15 protein-coding genes are annotated in these 19,472 nt (G+C 66.0%); 10 read left to right on the forward strand and 5 right to left on the reverse strand.

Annotated elements, in window-relative coordinates:
- Positions 1–2: 2 nt before the first annotated feature.
- Positions 3–728, reverse strand: a complete 726-nt coding sequence (locus BMY25_RS05610; RefSeq protein WP_092495654.1) for an SDR family NAD(P)-dependent oxidoreductase — start codon at positions 726–728, stop codon at positions 3–5.
- Between the two features lie 126 nt (positions 729–854).
- Positions 855–1,925 (reverse strand): AraC-like transcriptional regulator QhpR, encoded by a 1,071-nt coding sequence (gene qhpR / locus BMY25_RS05615; RefSeq protein ID WP_238858175.1) that lies wholly within the window; start codon positions 1,923–1,925, stop codon positions 855–857.
- A 236-nt stretch (positions 1,926–2,161) separates the two neighbouring features.
- Between qhpR and BMY25_RS05620 the strand changes: the two genes are divergently transcribed.
- The 10 genes from BMY25_RS05620 (at position 2,162) to BMY25_RS05665 (ending at position 16,174) form a co-directional block, all read left to right on the forward strand.
- On the forward strand, positions 2,162–3,943 hold the full coding sequence (locus BMY25_RS05620; protein WP_238858176.1) for an ABC transporter substrate-binding protein: 1,782 nt from the start codon (positions 2,162–2,164) through the stop codon (positions 3,941–3,943).
- Between the two features lie 98 nt (positions 3,944–4,041).
- Positions 4,042–5,451 (forward strand): ethanolamine ammonia-lyase subunit EutB, encoded by a 1,410-nt coding sequence (locus BMY25_RS05625; RefSeq protein ID WP_092495656.1) that lies wholly within the window; start codon positions 4,042–4,044, stop codon positions 5,449–5,451.
- Complete coding sequence (gene eutC, locus BMY25_RS05630) at positions 5,441–6,199, forward strand: ethanolamine ammonia-lyase subunit EutC (protein WP_092495657.1); 759 nt, start codon at positions 5,441–5,443, stop codon at positions 6,197–6,199. The genes BMY25_RS05625 and eutC overlap by 11 nt, the downstream gene beginning before the upstream one ends.
- A gap of 155 nt (positions 6,200–6,354) precedes the next feature.
- Positions 6,355–7,425 carry a sugar ABC transporter substrate-binding protein gene (locus BMY25_RS05635; protein ID WP_177176725.1) on the forward strand — a complete coding sequence of 357 codons (1,071 nt, stop codon included), beginning with the start codon at positions 6,355–6,357 and terminating at the stop codon, positions 7,423–7,425.
- Between the two features lie 30 nt (positions 7,426–7,455).
- A complete protein-coding gene (locus BMY25_RS05640; protein WP_092495659.1) occupies positions 7,456–9,012 on the forward strand; it encodes a sugar ABC transporter ATP-binding protein in 1,557 nt (518 codons plus the stop codon).
- Positions 9,005–9,985 (forward strand): ABC transporter permease, encoded by a 981-nt coding sequence (locus tag BMY25_RS05645; RefSeq protein WP_092495660.1) that lies wholly within the window; start codon positions 9,005–9,007, stop codon positions 9,983–9,985. Before BMY25_RS05640 ends, BMY25_RS05645 begins: the two co-directional genes overlap by 8 nt.
- 34 nt (positions 9,986–10,019) lie before the next feature.
- Positions 10,020–10,904 carry a polysaccharide deacetylase family protein gene (locus BMY25_RS05650; RefSeq protein ID WP_092495661.1) on the forward strand — a complete coding sequence of 295 codons (885 nt, stop codon included), beginning with the start codon at positions 10,020–10,022 and terminating at the stop codon, positions 10,902–10,904.
- Positions 10,905–10,990: 86 nt separating this feature from the next.
- The gene (locus BMY25_RS05655) at positions 10,991–13,330 is read left to right on the forward strand and encodes a penicillin acylase family protein (RefSeq protein ID WP_092495662.1); all 2,340 of its coding nucleotides are present in this window, start codon (positions 10,991–10,993) and stop codon (positions 13,328–13,330) included.
- Positions 13,331–13,557: 227 nt separating this feature from the next.
- Complete coding sequence (locus BMY25_RS05660) at positions 13,558–14,583, forward strand: nitrilase-related carbon-nitrogen hydrolase (protein WP_092495663.1); 1,026 nt, start codon at positions 13,558–13,560, stop codon at positions 14,581–14,583.
- A 25-nt stretch (positions 14,584–14,608) separates the two neighbouring features.
- Entirely contained in the window at positions 14,609–16,174 is a 1,566-nt protein-coding gene (locus BMY25_RS05665) for an amidohydrolase family protein (RefSeq protein WP_092495664.1), read from the forward strand.
- A 180-nt stretch (positions 16,175–16,354) separates the two neighbouring features.
- Here the strand turns inward: BMY25_RS05665 and BMY25_RS05670 are convergent, their stop codons facing one another.
- The 3 genes from BMY25_RS05670 to BMY25_RS05680 all read right to left on the reverse strand — a co-directional run bounded on the left by BMY25_RS05670 (position 16,355) and on the right by BMY25_RS05680 (position 19,367).
- The gene (locus BMY25_RS05670) at positions 16,355–17,650 is read right to left on the reverse strand and encodes a 5-oxoprolinase subunit C family protein (RefSeq protein WP_092495665.1); all 1,296 of its coding nucleotides are present in this window, start codon (positions 17,648–17,650) and stop codon (positions 16,355–16,357) included.
- Positions 17,647–18,303 (reverse strand): 5-oxoprolinase subunit PxpB, encoded by a 657-nt coding sequence (pxpB, locus tag BMY25_RS05675; protein WP_092495666.1) that lies wholly within the window; start codon positions 18,301–18,303, stop codon positions 17,647–17,649. Before pxpB ends, BMY25_RS05670 begins: the two co-directional genes overlap by 4 nt.
- Positions 18,304–18,593: 290 nt before the next feature.
- On the reverse strand, positions 18,594–19,367 hold the full coding sequence (locus BMY25_RS05680; protein ID WP_092495667.1) for a LamB/YcsF family protein: 774 nt from the start codon (positions 19,365–19,367) through the stop codon (positions 18,594–18,596).
- Positions 19,368–19,472 lie beyond the last annotated feature (105 nt).

Here is a 19,472-nt window from a genome sequence, read left to right on the forward strand (position 1 = left end):
TTCTACTGAGCGGTGAAGCCGCCATCGATGGACAGCACGGCGCCGGTAACGAAGGAGGCTTCGTCGCTGGCGAGGAACAGCACGCCGGCCGCGATCTCTTCCGGCAGGCCGATGCGGCCCATGGGGGTGAGCGCCAGGGTCGCTGCGTTCATTTCCGGCTTCTGGATGCGCACCATTTCCGTGTCGATCAGGCCGGGCAGCACGGCGTTCGCGCGAATGCCCTGCCGGGCGTACGTGATGGCGACGTTGCGGGTCATATTGATCACCGCGCCCTTGCTGGCATGATAGGCGATCTGGCCGGTGCCGCCGACCTGCCCCCAGATCGACGAGATGTTGACGATGGAAAGCGGCCCCTTGCCGAGCATCATGCCGGTGGCCATGCGCATGCCGAGCATCACTCCCGTCTGGTTGACGCGGAGGATGTGCTCCCAGTCGGCCATCGTGACGTCATGGGCACCGGATTTGGTCGGGGCAATGCCGGCCGCGCAGACCAGGATGTCGACACGGCCGAACCGGGCGGAAACCTCCTCGGCGAGAAGCTGCCAGTCGGTTTCCGAGCCGACATCCAGCTGCCGGTAGATGATGCTGCTTTCCGCGTAATCCGGTGCCTCGGCCATGAGGTCCAGGGCGATCACCTGAGCACCCTCGCCAGCGAGCGCTTCCGCGCAGGCCCTGCCGATCCCGCGATATGCGCCGGTGACGACGGCGATCTTTCCCGCGACTCTCATGTCATTCTCCCTTGGCCCGATCCGGCTGCCCGATCCTGCTGCCCGAGCCGGCGAGCGGCTTGCCGGCATCCTAGGGGGCAAGGCCCGGTGGCCGCTTGACATCTCGTCACTCGGCGCGCGCTGGCCTCAGACCAGCTTCGTCAGCAGCCGTTCGCGCACGCGGGAGGGGGGCGCTTCGAACCAGCGCACGCAGGCGCGGCTGAAAGCGCTGGGCTCGGAGTAGCCGAGGATGTCCGCGATATCGCGAAGCGGCATGTGTGCCTGCCGGAGGTAGAGTTCGGCCAGGTCCCGGCGTGTCCGCTCCACAAGATCGGAAAAGATCTGGTCGTGGTCGGCGAGCCGTCGCTGCAGGGTCCAGCGCGTCATCTGCAGCGCTTCGGCCACGTTCTCGATATGGGGATAGCCCAGCGGAAGCTGCCCACGGATCTCGCCCACCACCTGATCGGTCAGGCCGAGGGTTCCCGTGCTGCCCGTCAGCACCGTGAGCGCCTCGCAGAGATCCCGCATGCGGGCGGCATTCCAGCCCGGCATGGGTTTCTGCAGGTCCCGATCGGAGAAGACCAGGGCGTTCGTCGGCATGTTGAAATAAACGGGCGCGTTGAAGACGCCCTGATGAGCCTGGAAGTTCTCCGGCCGGGGATGCTCGAAATGAACCTCGTCGGGGGCCCAGTCGACGCCGAGGCAGCGCCGCACGACGTTGAGGTACATGCCCATCGTGAGTTCGGCATCCTGACGCCGTTGCATGATCCGCCCGTCGAGAATGCGGCATTCGAGTTGCCAGAGACTTCCGGTCTTCCTGAACGCGGCCTGGGTATTCTGCTGGTGATAGGGAAAATAGCGCGCCAGGTTTTCCAGCGACGCGCCCAGCGTGGGCGAGGCGAGTGCGATCTCGCCGATCAGGCCCAGCCGTTCCGGCAGGAAGCCCTGTCCGAAGTGCAGGCCGAAATTGTCGTTGCGGGTGTGGTGGGCCGCTGCCTCGATCAGAGCGCAATAGCTGCGGAGCTCAAGACTTTCGCGTGGCGCCCTGACGGACCGCTCCTCGATGCCCACGGTGCGCAGCACCGTGTCGGGGTCGGCACCGTTTTCCAGGATGAAGTCCGCGATGCCATTGGCTGCGGACGACAGGATCTTGCCGTTGCTCAAGGCCGCCTGCCGCGTCGGCCGGCAGGCATCGAGGTTCGAGCGCTGCATGCTCATGTGGTTCCCCTCATCTTCGTCCCGGCGGTGTCGACCATTGCTGTCGATCAGGCGCGGGATGGCGATGCCGGGAGGGTCGGGGAAGGGATCGCTTGGCGAAATACGTAAACTGACCGATCCTCTGAACACGAGAAAAACCGGCATGCTTCTTGCTGACGTGGAAGCGGTTCAGGCCAGCTTCTGGTTCGTCGGTGGAGGCTCAGGAAATCCGGGCTCTGAGGGATGATATGGGGCGGATGGAAACGGCAACCCTCAGGAAAAGCGCCGCGCCCGGTGTGGCGCCGCCGGTTGTCTGGCGCGCGGCGATCACCGAAGAAGGAACCGTGGAACAGACGGAAGCCCGCGACGCCGTGGCGTTTCTGGATGCCCATCCCGATCTCGTCGATTTCGCCGTAGCGCTCCTGACCAGCGGACGCGAACTCGTCCGCTTCATCTGGATCGATGGCGATCGGGCGTGGTTCTCGGTGCGCATGGACGTGGATTACCGGGCCGACGACCGGCCGCGCGTGCTGATGGCCGCCGGCCGCATTGCCCCACCCTTCGGGCTGACGATCCGCGAACTCGACGTGCTGACCCTGATGTCGGGCGGGCTGGGCAACCAGGAGATCGCCGCCTGCCTGGAGGCAAGCTTCCGCACCGTCACCACTCATATCGAGCGTATCCTGCTGAAGCTCGATCAGCCGAGCCGCACCGGTGCGGCGACGCTCGCGACCGATCTCGGGCTGCTTCGCCTCCCGACGCCCGGAGGCGGGCGCAACCTGATGCCTTTGACGGCGGGTCTGGTCGATCGCAAGGCCGTTTCGCCGGGGCAGGGCTCCAGGGCGCTCGCGCCCGCGCTGCAACGACGGCCGATCATGATCGGCACGCCGCTTTCCTTGAATGGCCTCGCTTCGGCAGACGCGACCGAGATGCTGAACGGCACGCGGCTCGCCGTGGACGAGATCAATCGCCGGGGTGGCATCGCGGGTCGCAAGCTGGAACTCAGGATCGTCGACTGCGATTGCAGCGACGACCAGGCCGTGCTGGGCGCGATCCGCTCGCTTATCGATTGCGAGGTGGATGCGATCACGTCGGGCTATACCTGCTCGGAAGAGCAGGTGCAGGACCTGCTGGCGGATTACGGAGCGCCGTACCTGCATTGCGCGACCATGGAAGCGATGGTGGACCGCGTGCGGCAGGATCGGCACCGGCTTCGCAACGTCTTCCAGCTTTGTCCGAGCGATATTCACTACGGTCCGCGCTTCATCCAGTTCCTGACGGAGCTGGAGAGAAGCCGGCAATGGCAGCCCTCCAGCCGGCGCGTCACCGTGATCCAGCCGCGCTGGTCGCGCATGAATATCGGGTTCCGGGATCTTGAGAGATTTGCCTCAAGGACCGGCTGGAAGCTGGATCTCATCGACGATCTGCCGCTTCGCTCCATCGACTGGACCGCGGTGATGGACAAGATCCACGGTTCCGGCTCCGCCGCCGTGTTCCTGGCGTACTACTTCCCGGAAGAGAACATCGCCTTCCTGCAGGAATTCCTGCGCAACCCGGCCAATGCGCTGGTCTACACGCTCTACGGGCCTTCCATTCCGGCCTATCGCCAGCAATTGGGGGAGGACGCGGACGGTGTCCTGTGGGCGACGACCACCGGACTTTACCAGGATCATCTGGCCCGCGGCTTTGCCGAGCGTTACGAGCGAATGCATGGTGTGAAGCCTGGCCATTCCCACGCCGGCCTCGCCTATGACCGGGTCAACATCCTCGCCACCGCCTGGACCCGGACCGACAATCCGAGGGCGTTCGACCGGGTGGTTCCCGAAATCCGCTCCGTTATCCATCGCGGCGTGAACGGCGCCTATTCGCTCGACAATCCCGGGCAGGTCGCGCAGTCTTTCCCGGACACCTCCATGGATCCCTCGATCAGCCAGGCCCACCTGATTTTCCAGATCCAGAACGGAAGGCAGAAGATCCTGTCACCGTCGCCTTACGGGGAATGCGCGTTCCAGCCGCCGCCCTGGCTGAACCGGCATTAGGATTTTACGCCTGTGCCGACCGGTCAAGGCGACAAGCGAGGCGGCGGTGTAGCAATCCGCCGTCGGTCGCCTGGCGGTTCGGCTCGGGACGGGAAGGCATGAGCATCTACCAGACCATCGCGGGGAACCAGCGCTACCGGTTCGACGGCCTGAAGGCGCTGCTCGCGGCAGCCTCGCCCGCCCGATCCGGGGACGAACTCGCGGGACTTGCAGCCGAGAGCGCCGCACACCGCATCGCGGCCCGCTATGCGCTGGCCGATGTTCCGCTGACCGACTTCCTTTCCGCGACCTTCGTTCCTTACGAGGAGGACGAGGTCACGCGCCTGATCGTCGACGGCCACGATCCGGCTGCGTTCGCGCCGCTGTCCTCCATGACCGTCGGCCAGTTTCGCGACTGGCTGCTCGATCCCCGGACGCAGACGGCGGAACTCGCCGCCGTGGAGCGGGGCCTGACGCCGGAGATGGTGGCCGCCGTCTCCAAGCTGATGCGCAACCAGGACCTCATCGCCGTGGCGCGGAAGCGGCAGGTGGTCACGGCCTTCCGCAACACGGTCGGCCTGCCCGGCCGGCTGTCGACGCGCCTGCAGCCGAACCACCCGAGCGACGATCTCCGGGGCATCGGCGTGGCCACGGTGGACGGTCTCCTTTATGGCGCGGGGGACGCCGTGATCGGCATCAATCCGGCGTCCGACAACGTGCCGAACTGCCAGGCCGTACTGCAAATGCTGGATGAACTGCGCCAGCGCTACGAGATCCCCACGCAGACCTGCGTCCTCACCCATGTCTCCAACGCGATCGAGCTGATCGGGCGGGGCGCGCCGACCGACCTGGTGTTCCAGTCCATCGCCGGGACGGAGGCGGCGAACAGCGGCTTCGGCATCGATCTCGCCCTGTTGCAGGAGGGCTACGAGGCGGCCCTGTCGCTGGGGCGCGGAACGGTGGGCAGCAACGTCATGTATTTCGAGACGGGGCAGGGGGCCGCGCTCTCCGCCGGGGCGCACCACGGCATCGACCAGCAGACGGTCGAAGTGCGGGCCTATGCGGTCGCCCGGCAGTACAAGCCGCTGCTGGTCAACACGGTCGTCGGCTTCATCGGCCCGGAATATCTCTATGACGGCAAGCAGATCATCCGCGCCGGGCTGGAGGATCATTTCTGCGGCAAGCTCATGGGCCTGCCGATGGGCTGCGACGTCTGCTACACCAACCACGCCGAAGCCGATCAGGACGACATGGACCTCCTGATGACGGCGCTGACGGTCGCCGGCGTCACTTTCATCATCACCGTTCCCGGTGCGGACGATGTCATGCTCAGCTACCAGAGCACGTCCTTCCACGACGCGCTCTATCTCCGCTCCACCTTCGACCTGAGGCCCGCGCCGGAATTCGAGCAATGGCTGGACGGGATGGAGATGCTGGACGGGAAAGGCCGCCTGCGCGACACGCTCGCCTCCGGTCGGCCCATGCAACGGCTGATCGGCGGCATGCAGGCGGTAACCGATGGCCGGTGACCTCGATCCCTGGAACCGGCTTCGGCGCCTGACCCCGTCGCGGGTCGGTCTCGGACGGGTGGGCGACGCGCCGGGGCTGAAGGATGTGCTGGCCTTCCAGTTCGCCCACGCGCAGGCGCGCGACGCCGTCCACATGCCGCTCGACGCGCCGGCGATTGCGGCGCAGTTGCCGCTGGCTTCGGTGTTTGTCGCCAGTGCCGCGCCCGATCGCGGCACCTTCCTGCGTCGCCCGGATCTCGGCCGGCAACTCGACCCTGCATCGGCCGCGCGGCTGCCGCCCGGACCTTGCGATCTCGTCTTCGTCATCGCCGACGGCCTTTCCGCGCGGGCGGTGCAGGATCGGGCGGCTGCCTTCGTGCAGGTCGCCCTTCCGCGCCTGAAAGGCTGGTCGGTCGGACCGGTGGTGATCGCCTCGCAGGCGCGAGTGGCGCTCGGCGACGAGATCGGCGAGCGCATGGGCGCGGGCATGAGCATCATGCTGATCGGCGAGCGGCCGGGGCTCAGTGTCGCCGACAGCCTCGGCATCTACCTGACCTATGCGCCGACGCGGGGGCGGCGCGACGCCGACCGCAACTGCATCTCCAACGTCCACGCGTCGGGGCTGAGCTACGAGCAGGCGGCCGACAAGCTGGCGTGGCTGATCTCGGAAGCCATGGCACGGAAGCTTTCCGGCGTTCGCCTCAAGGACGACGTCGACCCGGCAACGGTCGCTGCCGCGCGCGAAGGGGCGGCGCTGTCGCGTTCATAGCTCCCCGGCCGTAGCCCTGCCCACGCAGATGCACATACGCGTGCATGGGCATTTTGTGTTCAAGTGATAAACCGGTTTTCGGAAAAGGCTCGATACTGGCCCCCAATCCAGACCGCGTCCGTCATCGGTCGCCTGGAGCGTTTTGGAGGGGACCCATGACGACCAAGCTGAACAGATTTCGCCTCGGCCTGCTTTCCACTGCGGCCGTCGCGCTCACCACCGCTTTCCTGGCGGCCGCGGGCGCGGTGGCGCCGGCCCATGCCGAAGACGCCTGCACCCCGCACAAGATCGATCTCGGCGAAGGCAAGTCGATGATGGGCGGCTGCGGCAAGCTGCATATCGCGCTGCTGATGGCCGCCACCAACAACACGCACCTGCAGTCCGCGATCAAGGGCGCCAAGGATGCCGCCGCGAAGATCGGCGCCACACTGGACGTCTTCGATCCCAACTGGAGCGCGACCACCCAGTACAACCAGGCGCAGAACGTCATCACGAGCGGCAAGTACAATGCCATCGTGGGCGAGATGAACGACGGCAACCAGGCCTGCAAGATCCTGACGGAGACGGCGCCCGCGCACAACGTGCTGGTGGCCGTGGCCAACGAGCCGATCTGCGACCGCGCCGCCGAAGAGGGCGAGAAGCTCTGGGCGCCCGGCACGCTGAACTTCGTCGGCGGATCGCAGGGCCGCGGTCCTTTCCGCGACTGGATCATGCATATCGCCAAGGAAAATCCCGGCCCGCAGAAGGTCGCTGTGGTGACCGGGCCGGACCTCAATGCCAACACGATCAACACAGATCTGGCGCTGAAGGACGTGAAGGCCAAGTTCCCGGACTTCGACGTGGTGGCGGTCGTGCGCACCGACTACACCGTGGTGCAGGGCAATTCCAAGACGCTGCCGCTCTTCCAGGCGCATCCGGACCTGACGGTCCTGATCTCCAATTATTCCGACATGACGCGCGGAGCGGTACAGGCCGCCAAACAGGCCGGCGTCCTCAACAACGGCAAGCTCAAGATCTACGACAGCGGCGGCAACATCTGGTCGTTCCAGGCCGTGAAGGCGGGGCAGATCGTCAGCACGCGCACGCTGCTGCCCTACACGGAGATGTACGAGTCCGTGATCCAGCTCGGCGATGCCTGGGCCGGCAAGCCGGTGCCGCACACGACGCCGCTCGAGGTGAACGACATCACCAAGGACACGGTCGACAAGTTCAAGCCGCAGTACTGAGCGTCGGCGCAATCGATCGGGAGAGCCAGCATGCAATCCACGGCCTCGGTCCTGCCCGCAACGGCGCCTGAACCGGATCGTCTGGCTCTCCAGGCGACCGGGGTCGAGATGCGCTACAGCGGGACGTTGGCGCTCAAGGGCGTCGATGTGCAGGCGGAAAAGGGCACCATCCACGCCCTTGTCGGCGAGAATGGCGCCGGCAAGTCCACCTTCCTCGGCATCATCGCCGGGCGTGTCGTGCCCACGCGCGGCACGGTGCGGATCTTCGACCAGCCGCACGTCTTCGGCGTGCCCCGGCAGGCGCGGCGCCTCGGCATCGCGACGATCTACCAGGAACTGACCATCGTTCCCGCCCTGTCGGCGCAGGCGAACGTCTTCCTCGGCCAGGTGAAATCGCACTCCGGCCTGCTGGACGAGCGGGCCATGCGCCGGCGCTTCGAAGAGCTCGCCGCCGAGATGTCGGTCTCCATCCGTCCCGACGCGATCGCCGGCCGCCTCTCGGTGGCCGACCAGCAGATGCTGGAGATCATGCGCGGCATCCAGTCCGGCGCGAAGCTCCTGCTTTTTGACGAACCGACGACCTCATTGGCACCTCCCGAGCGAGAGGCGCTGTTCCGCCTGATGCGGCAGCTGCGCGGCGAAGGCACGACCATGATGTTCGTCAGCCACAATCTGGAGGAGGTCCTCGACCTTTCCGATGTGGTCACCGTCTTCCGCGACGGCAATCTTTCCGGCTCCGCGCCGCGCTCGGAGTGGACGAAGCCCGCTTTGATCCGCGCCATGGTCGGGCACGACGTGGTGGAGAACCGCCGGGTGGAACGGGCGCCGCGCAAGCCCGGCGCGGCACCGCTCCTGATGGCGACCGGGGTGACGGTCCCCGGCGCCATCGAGAACGTCGACATCACGGTCAATCCCGGCGAGATCGTCGGCATCGGCGGTCTCGTGGGCTCCGGACGCACGTCGCTGCTTCGCGCCCTCGCGGGACTGGAGCCGCGCAGCACCGGAACGCTTTCCATCAATGGCGAAGCGGCCAAGTGGCCGGAAACACCCCGCGAAGCGTTGAAGAGCGGCATCGTGCTCGTTCCGGAAGACAGGAAGGCGCAGGGCCTCGTCCTCGGCATGAGCGCGATGGACAATATCGCCATCGGCCGCTTCGACGCGGTTTCGCGCTTCGGCGTGATCTCCAATTCCAAGATGAACCAGAAGTCGCGCGCGGTGGCCCGCGAGTTCGGCTTCGCCGAGAACCGCGTCGGCACGATCGTCCGCAACCTGTCGGGCGGCAACCAGCAGAAGGTGATGCTCGGCAAGGCGCGCTTCCGCGGTCCCAGGATCCTGCTCGTCGACGAGCCGACCCGCGGCATCGATATCGGCGCCAAGGACGAGATCATGACGACGCTTCGGCGCCTGGCGGACGATGGCCTCGGCATCATCGTCGTGTCGTCCGATCTGGAGGAAGTCATCGCCGCGAGCGACCGCATCCTGGTGATGGCCGAGGGCCAAAAGGTCGCCGAGCTCGATCAGGCAACCCAGCCGGCGAAGGTTCAGGACATCCTGAATGCCGCCTTCAAGGTCATGACCCATGAGTAATGTTCCCATCTCGTCTGCCGCCAAGCCGGCATCCAGGCCGCTCTTCACGCGGGACATCTTCCTGCAGTTCGGCGTGGTCTGGGCCTTCGTGCTGCTGCTCGTGGCCAGCGCGATCCTCTATCCGCGCGTCTTCGACCCCAACAACGTCAAGAACATCCTGAGCCAATCGGCGCCTGTGGGCATCGTCGCGGTCGGCATGACCTTCGTCATGATCGGCGGCGGGTTCGACCTGTCCGTCGGTGCTATCTTCGCGCTGGGCGCCGTGGTCTTCGCGCATCTTGCCGATCCGCTCGGCCTCTGGGGCGCGGCGGGAGCTGTCGTCGTGGCCAGCACGATCTGCGGCGTCATCAACGGGCTGATCGTGACCAAGCTCCGGGTCAACCCATTCGTGGCGACGCTGGGCACGGGCTCCGCCTTCGGCGGATACGCCTTCATCTATTCCGACGCAGCCCCGCAGGTGCCGAACGACTTCAGCTTCCAGTATCTCGGCACGGAGGCATGGTTCGGCTGGCCGATCTCGATCTATATCCTGATCGCCGTCTTCCTGATCGGCGCCTTCGTGCTGGCCCGCTGCACCTATGGCCGGTCGATCTATGCCACTGGCGGCAATACGGAGGCGGCGCGCCTGTCCGGCATCCCCGTCGATGTGCTGCGCGCCAGCACCTATGTCATGACCGCGCTCTGCTCCGGTATCGGCGGCATGATCCTGTCCTCCCGGCTTGGCGTCGGGCAGGCCGACATGGGCGGCAGCATCGCGCTGGATTCCATCGCGATCGTGGTGATCGGCGGCACCTCGCTGCTCGGCGGCGAAGGCACGATGTGGCGCACGGCCATCGGTCTCCTGATCATCGCCACGCTCACCAACGTCTTCGACAGCCTGGCGATCAACAACAATTACCAGCTCGTCGCCAAGGGCGTCATCGTGATCGGCGCCGTGGCGCTCGACATCTACGCGCGGCGCATTCGCACCTGACCGCCGCATCCCCCGTTCCAACCGGAGAACATCCATGACTGCAGCCAAGGACGTGGGCGTCGCGCTCACCTTTGACTACGACGCCTATTCGCTGTGGATCGGCACGTTCGGAGCCAAGTCGCCCAGCATGCTGTCGCGCGGCGAGTTCGGTCCGACCGGCGTGCGCCGCATCCTGTCCACGCTCGAGCACTACAAGATTCCCGGGACCTTCTACATTCCCGGCCACACCGCCTACGCCTTTCCGAAGACGGTGCAGGACATCGCCGCCGCCGGCCATGAGATCGGCCATCACGGCTGGATTCACGAAAACCCGGTGACCGTCTCGGCCGACCGCGAGCGCTGGATCCTGGAGAAGGGCTTCAAGGCGCTCGACGAGGTCGCGGGCGTCCGCCCGGTCGGCTACCGTTCGCCCGCCTGGGACAACAGCCCCGACAGCATTCCGCTCCTGCTGGAATACGGTTTCGAATACGAGAGCAGCATGATGGGCTCCGATTTCCAGCCTTATTGGTGCCGCCTCGGCGACGAGTTCACCATGGACGATCCCTACAGGTTCGGCACGCCGGTCGATCTCGTGGAGATGCCCGTGGCCTGGCACCTCGATGACTTCCCGCAATTCGAGTACGTCGTGGGCAAGACCAGCACGATCCAGGGCGTGATGACGCCCCGCAACCTCTTGCAGATGTGGATCGACGAGTTCGACTACCTCTACGACCGGATCGGCACGGGGCTCTTCAGCGCCACGATGCATCCGCAGGTTATCGGTCGCGCCCATCGCATGCTGCTGCTGGAGCAGTTCATCGAGCACGTGAAGGACAAACCGGGCGTCAGCTTCACCACGATGCAGGACTATTGCCGCAAGTGGCGCGAGGGCAAGACGCCGTCGCTGCCGGCGGAAGCGGCCGGAGCGTTCGGCCAGTAGCATGCCGGGCTTGCCGCCAAGGGCAACGCGGCAGGCTCGTTGGACGGACTGGATGCCTGGCCCGCAGGGTCGGGGCGGAGAGAACGATGCGCGTTGAAGAGATCGATGTAGCCGGATTGTCGGCACCGGCGGAAATCACGGTCGACCGCTGGGGCATCCCGCATCTGAAGGCGGACAACCTCCTCGATCTCTTTTTCCTGCAAGGCTACAACGCCGCCCGCGACCGCCTCTGGCAGATCGATCTCTGGCGCAAGCGCGGGCTCGGTCTGCTCGCGGCCGATTTCGGTCCCGGCTATCTCGCCCAGGACCGCGCTTCCCGCCTCTTCCTCTATCGCGGCGACATGGATGCGGAATGGGCGGCGTACAGCGACGACGCCCGCGATATCTGCACGTCCTTCGCGGCGGGCATCAACGCCTTCATCGACAGTGTGACGGAAGACGCGTTGCCGCCGGAATTCCGGCTGATGGGCACCCGTCCCGCCAAATGGCAGCCGGAAGACGTGGTGCGGATCCGCAGCCATTCCATGATGCGCAACGCCCTGTCGGAAGTGATTCGCGCCAACGTGATCAGCGCCGCCGGGCCCGAGATCGATCTGCTCCGGCAGCATCTCGATCCCGCCCGCGACCCGCATCGGCCGGACGGCGTGAACCTCGCCGAAATTCCGCTCGCCGTGCTCGATGTCTTCAAGCTCGCGCTGGCGGCCGTCACCTTCGAGGACGAGCGCCTCGCGGCCCCTCTCCACGAGGCGGGCCGCTGGACCAGGGTGGCGGCGACGGGCGACGTGGTGCGCGACGCCAATGCGCAGGGCTCCAACAACTGGGTCGTGCACGGCAGCCGCACGGATACGGGCCGGCCGATCATGGCCAACGATCCGCACCGGCTGCATGCGGTGCCTTCTTTGCGTTATCTCGTGCATCTCACGGCGCCCGGTTTCGATGCGATCGGGGCGGGCGAGCCCTGTCTTCCCGGCATCTGCATCGGCCATAACGGCACGGCCGCCTTCGGGCTCACTCTCTTCTTCGGCCCGGACCAGGAGGACGTCTACGTCTACGAGACCTCGCCGGAGGATCCTCATCTCTACCGCTACGGCGAAGGCTGGGAAGCCATGCGCGTGGAAACGGAGACGGCGCCCGTCAAGGGAGCGGCGGATCAGGCGCACACGCTCAAGTTCACCCGGCACGGGCCGGTCGCTTTCGAGGATCGCGAGCGGCACCGCGCCTATGCGATCCGCTCCGTCTGGGCGGAACCCGGCACCGCCCCTTACTTCGCCAGCATCGTCACGATGCGCGCCCGCTCCCTGGACGAGTTCCGCGCCGGCATGACGAAATGGGGCGTGCCGGCGACCAACCAGGTCTACGCCGACACGAGCGGGACGATCGGCTGGCTCGCTGCCGGCTTCAGCCCTGTCCGTCCGAACTGGGACGGCCTGCTGCCGGTGTTCGGCGACGGTCGCTACGAATGGGACGGCTTCTACCGGGCGGGGGATCTCCCGGAGGTCGCGAACCCCGAAGCGGGCTTCTTCGCCACGGCCAACGAGCCGAACCTTCCCGCAGACTGGCCGCACGAAGAGAAGCAGATCGGCTATGAGTGGCTCGAACGGTCACGCATGAACCGCATCACCGAAGTCTTCGCGCAGGGCGGCACGCACACGGTGGCCAGTTCGTGCGCGCTGCAGACCGATGTGCTTTCCATTCCGGCCCGGCGTCTGGCCGTCCTGGTGCGAAAGCTGCCGGGTTCCGCCGTGGTGGATCGCGTTCGCCGGATCTTCGAGGGTTGGGATTTCCGCATCACGCCGGACAGCGCCGCCGCTACGCTCTTCGAGGTCTGGTGGAGCAAGCATCTGCGTACCGGGTTGATGGCCCTCGTGGCTCCCGAACGGGTGCGGGCGCTGCTGCTGCCGGGAGACCCGGAAAGCGTGCTGAAGCTGCTGGAGAGCCCGGACGCGCGCTTGGGAAAAGCGCCCGAGGAGGCGCGCGACGCTCTTCTTACCACGAGCCTTGCTGCGGCCTGGGAAGAATGCGTGCAGCTCATGGGCTCGGACCCCGCGCGGTGGCGTTGGGGCGACCTGCATCAGGGCTACTTCGCCCATGCGCTGAGCGCCACGAGCCGTCCGGCAGGCGATGAGGGTTTCGATGTCGGCCCGTTTGAGAAAGGCGGTACGGATTCCACGCCGATGAACGCGCTCTACCGCACCAGCGATTTCCGGGTAACCCTTGGCGCTTCCGTCCGGGTGGTCGTCGATGTCGGCGGCTGGGATAACAGTCGCTGCATCAATGCGCCGGGCCAGTCCGGCGACCCCGCTTCGCCGCATTACGGAAACCTTGCCGCGGCCTGGGCTGAGGGATCCTATGTGCCCCTGCTCTACAGCCCGGAGGCCATCGATGAGGCGGCGGAAACCCAGTTCGTGTTGAGGCCTGCGCGATGACGTTAGGAGCGTTGCAGGGCGGCTTGCCGCGCTGATCCCTTCGGGCCGCGAGACCGTAGCCCACGCCGTCGCCAACGATCAGGCGCAGCTTCAGGCTCCGCGATATGCGCGTGCAGCGGCCGGTGAACGGCAACGGCACGGGGAGGCCGCCTCCCTCATAACGTCCGTTGACCGTTGGAGCGCCATCGGTATACCGTAGCGGGACTGGCTTCTGAAGGATCGATGAAGTGACCGTTCGATCGTGGCGCGCGACCTGCATTCAGATGACGAGCACCGTCGTGGGGGACGCTCCCGACAAGGAAGCGGCGTGGGCGATCATCAGCGCCAATGTCGATCGGGCCATCGCCCTGATCGATGAAGCCTGCGCCAGCGAGACCCCGCCCAAGCTTGTCGTGCTGCCGGAATTCGTCTTCCAGGGGCCGCCTCGCGCCACCCCTGTCCGGGAATGGATCGCCAAGGCCTGCGCGACCATTCCCGGTCCGATCACCGAGCGCCTCGCGGAGGTGGCTCGGCGGCGCAACATCTACATCGCCGGCAATCATTTCGAAGTCGATCCCCGCTGGCCGGACCGCTACTTCAATTCCTCGTTCCTGCTGGATGCGACCGGCAAGGTGATCCTGCGCTATCGCCGTATCAACACGGCGTCCTGGACCTCGCCGCACGACATTCTCGACGCCTACCGCGATGCTTACGGCGAAGCGGGGATTTTCCCCGTGGCCGACACAGAGCTCGGCAGGCTGGCGATTTTTCCCTGCGGCGAAATCGGCGTTCCGGAACTCTCCCGCGTTTTCATGATGCGGGGTGCCGAAGTGCTGCTGCACCCGTCGAACGAACCGATCAGCCTGCGATCCGAAAGCGCCAAGGTGTGCCGCGCAGCCGAGAACATGGCCTATGTCATCAGCGCCAACGTGGCGGGCGGGATCGGCTTTTCGGTCGGGGGCGTCGAGCAGGGCGGCTGCTCGCAGATCGTCGACCATAATGGCGAGAGGCTCGTCTATGTCCAGGATCCCGGTGAGAGCATCGCGGCGACCGCGATGATCGATATCGAGGCACTCAGGGCGGCTCGGCGGGACACCGGGATGGGCAACGCCCTCCTTCGCTCCCGCTGGGAGATGTACAAGGACTATTTCCAGGCGGCGGAGTTCTATCCGGCCAACCAGTTGCTGGAGACGCCCATCGAAACGATGGCGGACCTGAAGCCGGTCCTCGACGAAGCCGTCACCAACCTCGTTCGGGCCGGCGTCATCAACTGACAATCCTGGCGGAGGGAGGCGGCGAATGAGCGGAGCCAGCGACCAAAAGGCCGGCACCTCGCTCGTTCGGGGTCGCTACCTTCTTCTCCGAGCGCTCGACGACGAACGCGTCGAGACACTGGTCGACGGCGCTATCCTGCAAATCGAGGGGCGGATCGCCGAGATCGGAGCCTATGCGGAACTGCGGCGGCAGCACCCCGATGTCGAAGTGATCGGCTCCGCCGACAGCCTCGTCATTCCAGGACTCGTCAATACCCACCATCACGTCGGGATGACGCCCATCCAGCTTGGCAGCCCCGATCTGCCGCTGGAGCTCTGGCTGACCCACCAGATGCGACACCGGACGCCCGACCCCTATTTCGATACGCTCTACTCGGCGTTCGAACTCGTCGCCTCCGGTGTCACCGCCGTGCAGCATCTCGGGCGCATGCAGCCGGCTCCCGTGTCCGGCTGGACCGGGAGCGGTACGGCGGTCATCAAGGCGTATCGCGATGTGGGCATGCGGGTGAGCTATGCCTGCTGCACCCGCGACCAGCACAGGCTGGTTTATGGCGACGATGAAACGTTCATCGCCGGTTTGCCATCCGAGTTGCAGGACGAGACGCGGGGCTTGCTGGCCCGCAGTCATTTTCGCCTCGAGGATTTCGCGACCGATTATCTGGAGCCGATGATCGATCGCTTCGGCCTGCGCGACGATCCGCTGGTGCGGCTGTGGCTGGCGCCGATCAACCTGGAGCGCGCCTCCGACCGGATGCTGACCACGACCAGCGAACTGGCGCAGCGCTACGGCATCGGCATTCACCTGCACCTGTCGGAAACGCCTTACCAGAAGGCCTTCTCCCACCGGCGTTTCGGCAAATCCTCCGTGGCGCATCTGGCCGAGATCGGGTTTCTGGGCCCGCATCTGACGCTCGGGCACGGCACCTGGATCGAGGAGGGCGATTTCGAGCTGCTGCATCGCCACGGCGTCTGCATCTGCCACAATGCAAGCTCCAACCTGCGGCTGAAGAGCGGCATCGCGCCCGTCACGGAGTTCGTGAAGCGGGGCATATCCGTGGCGCTCGGCATCGACGAGGCCGGGCTCAACGACGATCGCGACATGCTGCAGGAGATGCGCCTGGTGAAGCATCTGCATTGCGCCCCCGGACTCGACGAGATCCGGCTGACACCGGCGCAGATCTTCCGCATGGCGACCGAGAACGGTGCGCGGGCGACCGGGTTCGGCGAGGAAGTCGGGCAGCTTGCCTTGGGCAGGGAGGCGGACCTTGTCGTGCTTGATTATGCGCGCATGACGCAGCCCTACACGTCGCCGGCCATGAGCCCGCTGGAGGTGCTGATCCATCGCGCCAAGACCGAGCATGTGACGGCCACGATGATCCGGGGGCGTGTCGTGTATCGCGATGGTCAATTCGCCTTCGTCGATCGCGACGAAACGCTGGCGATGCTGGCCCGAGAACTCGATGCGCCGGCCACCGCGGAAGAAGAACGCCGCGCTTCCTTCTCCGCCCGTATCCTGCCGCACATCAAAGACTTCTACCGCGACTGGGAGTTGCCCGTCTCCACGCCCTGGTACCGCCTGAACGGCCGTTAGGCTGCTAACCTTTCGGCCTATCGGGCTGGCGGCGTCCCGCACCCCGCGCGATGCATGGGTCGAACTCACCTGCGATCGTCAATTTACCACGCCTCGGGGAGGCGCCGGCTGCGGGAGGGCGAGAACAGGCGCGGCGGCCAACCGGTGTCTTGCCGGTGATGCGCTCGCCCTCGCTGAGGGTCAGGGAGTACTGGAAGGGATCTCGGCCCGGGTGCTGAAGAGAACGTCACCGGCACCAACCATAATGTTCGTCGGGCGCATGCCGAAGGGGGCAAGATCGCTGCGCACCGGAAGCAGTCCGGTCTCCGTCTCCAGCCAGCCGACGACCGCGTGCCGACCACGACGGATTCCCGTTTGTGCGCATCGATGCCAACGGCCCGCTTCCGGAGACGAGACGGATGCCTCAAGATTTCTCGTCGAGGCTTTGAGGGTGAGCCTGATGGACGGCTCCTGCAGAACGATCTCATCCACCCGATTACGGCGCATGATGTCCGCGATCTGATCGATCAAGGCGACCAGCGGCCTTGCGTGCGAAGGCTTTCTGCGCGCGGCTCCGATCGAGGCGATCTTCTCCAGAAAGGCTTCGTGCTCTCCCATCGCGGCCAAAGCCCGCCGATAGTCCGTCATCTGAAACCGCAAGCTCTCGCGCGGTCGATGCTGCGCCAGCCGCCAGAGGTCGGCCGGAATGACGGTGCCGATCTTGGGGTAGCCACCCATGGTCGCGGCGTCGGCAAGCTGCACCACCGGCTGGCCCGAGGGCGGCAATTGCAAGACGCCCGGAACGATGCCATGCGATCGAAGCTCGACGGTCTCCGTCAATAGGAGCGTTTCGCCGCTCAGCCGGTATCCGGCCCGGTTGCTGGCCCCTGTGACCTTCCAGCCCTTGGCCCAGAGGTTTTCTCGCGACCGGGGGGTGAGGAGATCGTATTCCGCTGCCGGCACGACCCGGAGGGGCATGTCAGTGTCGAAGGGAGGAGGGGGCACCGCGAAATCGCATGTGAAGATCGGGCGAGTGGGAGAAAGCGGGAGGCGATCGCCGGCACGAAGCGCGCGGCCGAAGAGCCCACCGAACGAGCCGCGATGTTGCGTGCTGCGCGAGCCGAGCACCGGCGGGACGTCGATGCCGCCGGCGATCGTGACGTAAGTGAAAACCTGGCGGTCCGATGGCACCAGCGTCAGGGTCTGCCCCGCCCAGGCCGACCGCGCCGACCAGGGCAGCATCTCTTCGTCGTCCAGCCAGGCCTGGCAGGGCGCTCCCGTGATGGCGAAGGCGCAATCCTCGCCGAAGCGGAGAACGAGGCGGCTCATCGGGATCTCGATCCCGGCCGCGTCAGCCGCATTGCCCAGCATCGAATTGCCAGTTGCCAGCGCCAGAGCATCCATCGCGCCGGATTGGGGAACGCCGTAGCGGAAGCTGCCGGTGCGTCCGAGATCCTGAACGGTAACGAGCGCCGTGCTTTCGATCACCTCGATCATGACATGACCGACCGGGGGGCGAACCGGACCCGGTCGCCCGAAATCAGCGCGGCAGGCGGCCGTAGCGCCGGATCGAAGAAGGTGAAATCGGTATGCCCGATCGTGTGCCAGCCGGTCGGGCCTGCCGACGCCGATACGCCCGTCTGGCGCCCGGCTAGCGACACGGAGCCCTGAGGCATGTTCAGGAGCGGCACCGCCCGGCGTGGGATGAAGAGGCGTTCATCGAGTTCGGCCAGATACGCGAAGCCCGGATGGCTCCCGACCGCGTAGACCGTGTAGACGGGCGCGCAATGCAGGTCCACGACGGCATCAGGCGAGAGGCCGGCGGCAGCTGCGACTGCCGACAAATCGGGTCCACCCGCGCCGCCATAGTCGACGGGGATCTCCACCAGCCGCCCCTCGCGCTCGGTCGAGCGTCCGGCCTCCCAATGCGCCAGAAGCCGTTCTTGCAGCCAGTCGGTGCTCCGGGGCGGCTCGTCGAAAAGCAGCATCAGGTTGGTGACGCCGCTCACCGCCTCCCGGATATGCGGCCACGTCTCTGCCGCCTCCGCCAGCGCCCAGATGCGGCGCTGCGTTGCAACCGAGAGGGAATCCGGCACCTCGAACAGAACGGCGCTGGTGCCAAGATGGCTGAATTTCGGTTGTACGAGCAATGCCTCGGCTCCGATGCGTCAGGTCATGGTTCCAGACAGGCGTGGGCCAGCCGGTCAGTCGATCCCGGGTCGAGCTCTCCACTGTCCGCGAACGGGGTGGGCAGAACGAGGGATACGCCCTTGGCCTCGGCAGTCAGCATGTGAACCTCGTTGCCCGGAGCGTCCGCGGATGTGCGGAGGAGTTCCGGCTCGTCGTTTCGGTTTCGTCGAGTGGTGACGGGCAGGCGGTCGACGGTCGGAACTACGCTGGTCCGAGGGCGCGGTGTGAACCGGCTCAGCGGCGGATCTGTTCATGCCCGGGCAGCGAACGGCTTCACCGCGAACCCGGCCTGTTCCAGCTGCTGGCGGACGGCCACGGCCATCGCCAGAGATTCGGGATTGTCGCCGTGGACGCAGACCGAGTCGATCCGGGTGGGGTAGGTCTTCCCGCCGGTCGAGATAAGTCCGCCTTCCCGCAGCATGGCCGCGATCTGTGCGACCGCTTCCTGCGGATCGTGCAGCACGGCGCCCGGCAACTGGCGATCCGTCAGGTTGAAGCTGTCGTCATAGGTCCGATCGGCATAGATCTCGTTGAAGGCAGCAAGGCCGAGCCGTTCGGCGGCCCGCTCGCTGGCCAGCGCAGGCATCACGAGGAAGATCAGGTTCGGATCCACGGCTTTGATGCCTCGACCCACAGCCATCGCCCAGTCATCATCGTCGTTGCACATGTTTCCAAGGGCACCGTGTGTCTTGACGTAAGTGATCGGATAGCCCTCCAGCGAAGCGACCGCGCAGACCGCGCCGACCTGGTAGGCGATCATGTTCTCCAGCTCCGCCGTGCTGACATTCATGCGCCGGCGGCCGAAGCCGCGAAGGTCGGGAAAGCCGGCATGAGCGCCGATTGCGACGCCACGGGCCTTGGCTGCCTGAACGGTGGCGCGAACGATATCGGGGTCGCCGGCGTGAAAACCGCAGGCGATGTTGGCGCTGCTCACGACATCCAGCATCGCGAGGTCGTCGCCCATTTTCCAGGGACCGAAGCCCTCTCCGAGATCGGCGTTCAAATCGATGCTCTTGTTCGCCATAGGCATTCCGTCGGTTGCTCTTTGGTATACCAATCTATACGCACGTGCCGGATGTTCAATCGAAGTTTGGATCATGCCGAGGATGCAGGAGGATTCCGCCGGGCG

It is taken from the genome of Faunimonas pinastri, from assembly GCF_900110915.1.
Lineage (GTDB): Bacteria > Pseudomonadota > Alphaproteobacteria > Rhizobiales > Afifellaceae > Faunimonas > Faunimonas pinastri.

Coding starts and splice junctions, on each gene's coding strand:
- BMY25_RS05625 (WP_092495656.1), top strand. CDS start 4,042: ATGAGCATCTACCAGACCATCGCGGGGAACCAGCGCTACCGGTTCGAC.
- BMY25_RS05650 (WP_092495661.1), top strand. CDS start 10,020: ATGACTGCAGCCAAGGACGTGGGCGTCGCGCTCACCTTTGACTACGAC.
- BMY25_RS05665 (WP_092495664.1), top strand. CDS start 14,609: ATGAGCGGAGCCAGCGACCAAAAGGCCGGCACCTCGCTCGTTCGGGGT.
- BMY25_RS05635 (WP_177176725.1), top strand. CDS start 6,355: ATGACGACCAAGCTGAACAGATTTCGCCTCGGCCTGCTTTCCACTGCG.
- BMY25_RS05645 (WP_092495660.1), top strand. CDS start 9,005: ATGAGTAATGTTCCCATCTCGTCTGCCGCCAAGCCGGCATCCAGGCCG.
- BMY25_RS05610 (WP_092495654.1), bottom strand. CDS start 728: ATGAGAGTCGCGGGAAAGATCGCCGTCGTCACCGGCGCATATCGCGGG.
- BMY25_RS05640 (WP_092495659.1), top strand. CDS start 7,456: ATGCAATCCACGGCCTCGGTCCTGCCCGCAACGGCGCCTGAACCGGAT.
- BMY25_RS05670 (WP_092495665.1), bottom strand. CDS start 17,650: ATGATCGAGGTGATCGAAAGCACGGCGCTCGTTACCGTTCAGGATCTC.
- BMY25_RS05620 (WP_238858176.1), top strand. CDS start 2,162: ATGGAAACGGCAACCCTCAGGAAAAGCGCCGCGCCCGGTGTGGCGCCG.
- BMY25_RS05655 (WP_092495662.1), top strand. CDS start 10,991: ATGCGCGTTGAAGAGATCGATGTAGCCGGATTGTCGGCACCGGCGGAA.
- qhpR (WP_238858175.1), bottom strand. CDS start 1,925: ATGAGCATGCAGCGCTCGAACCTCGATGCCTGCCGGCCGACGCGGCAG.
- eutC (WP_092495657.1), top strand. CDS start 5,441: ATGGCCGGTGACCTCGATCCCTGGAACCGGCTTCGGCGCCTGACCCCG.
- BMY25_RS05680 (WP_092495667.1), bottom strand. CDS start 19,367: ATGGCGAACAAGAGCATCGATTTGAACGCCGATCTCGGAGAGGGCTTC.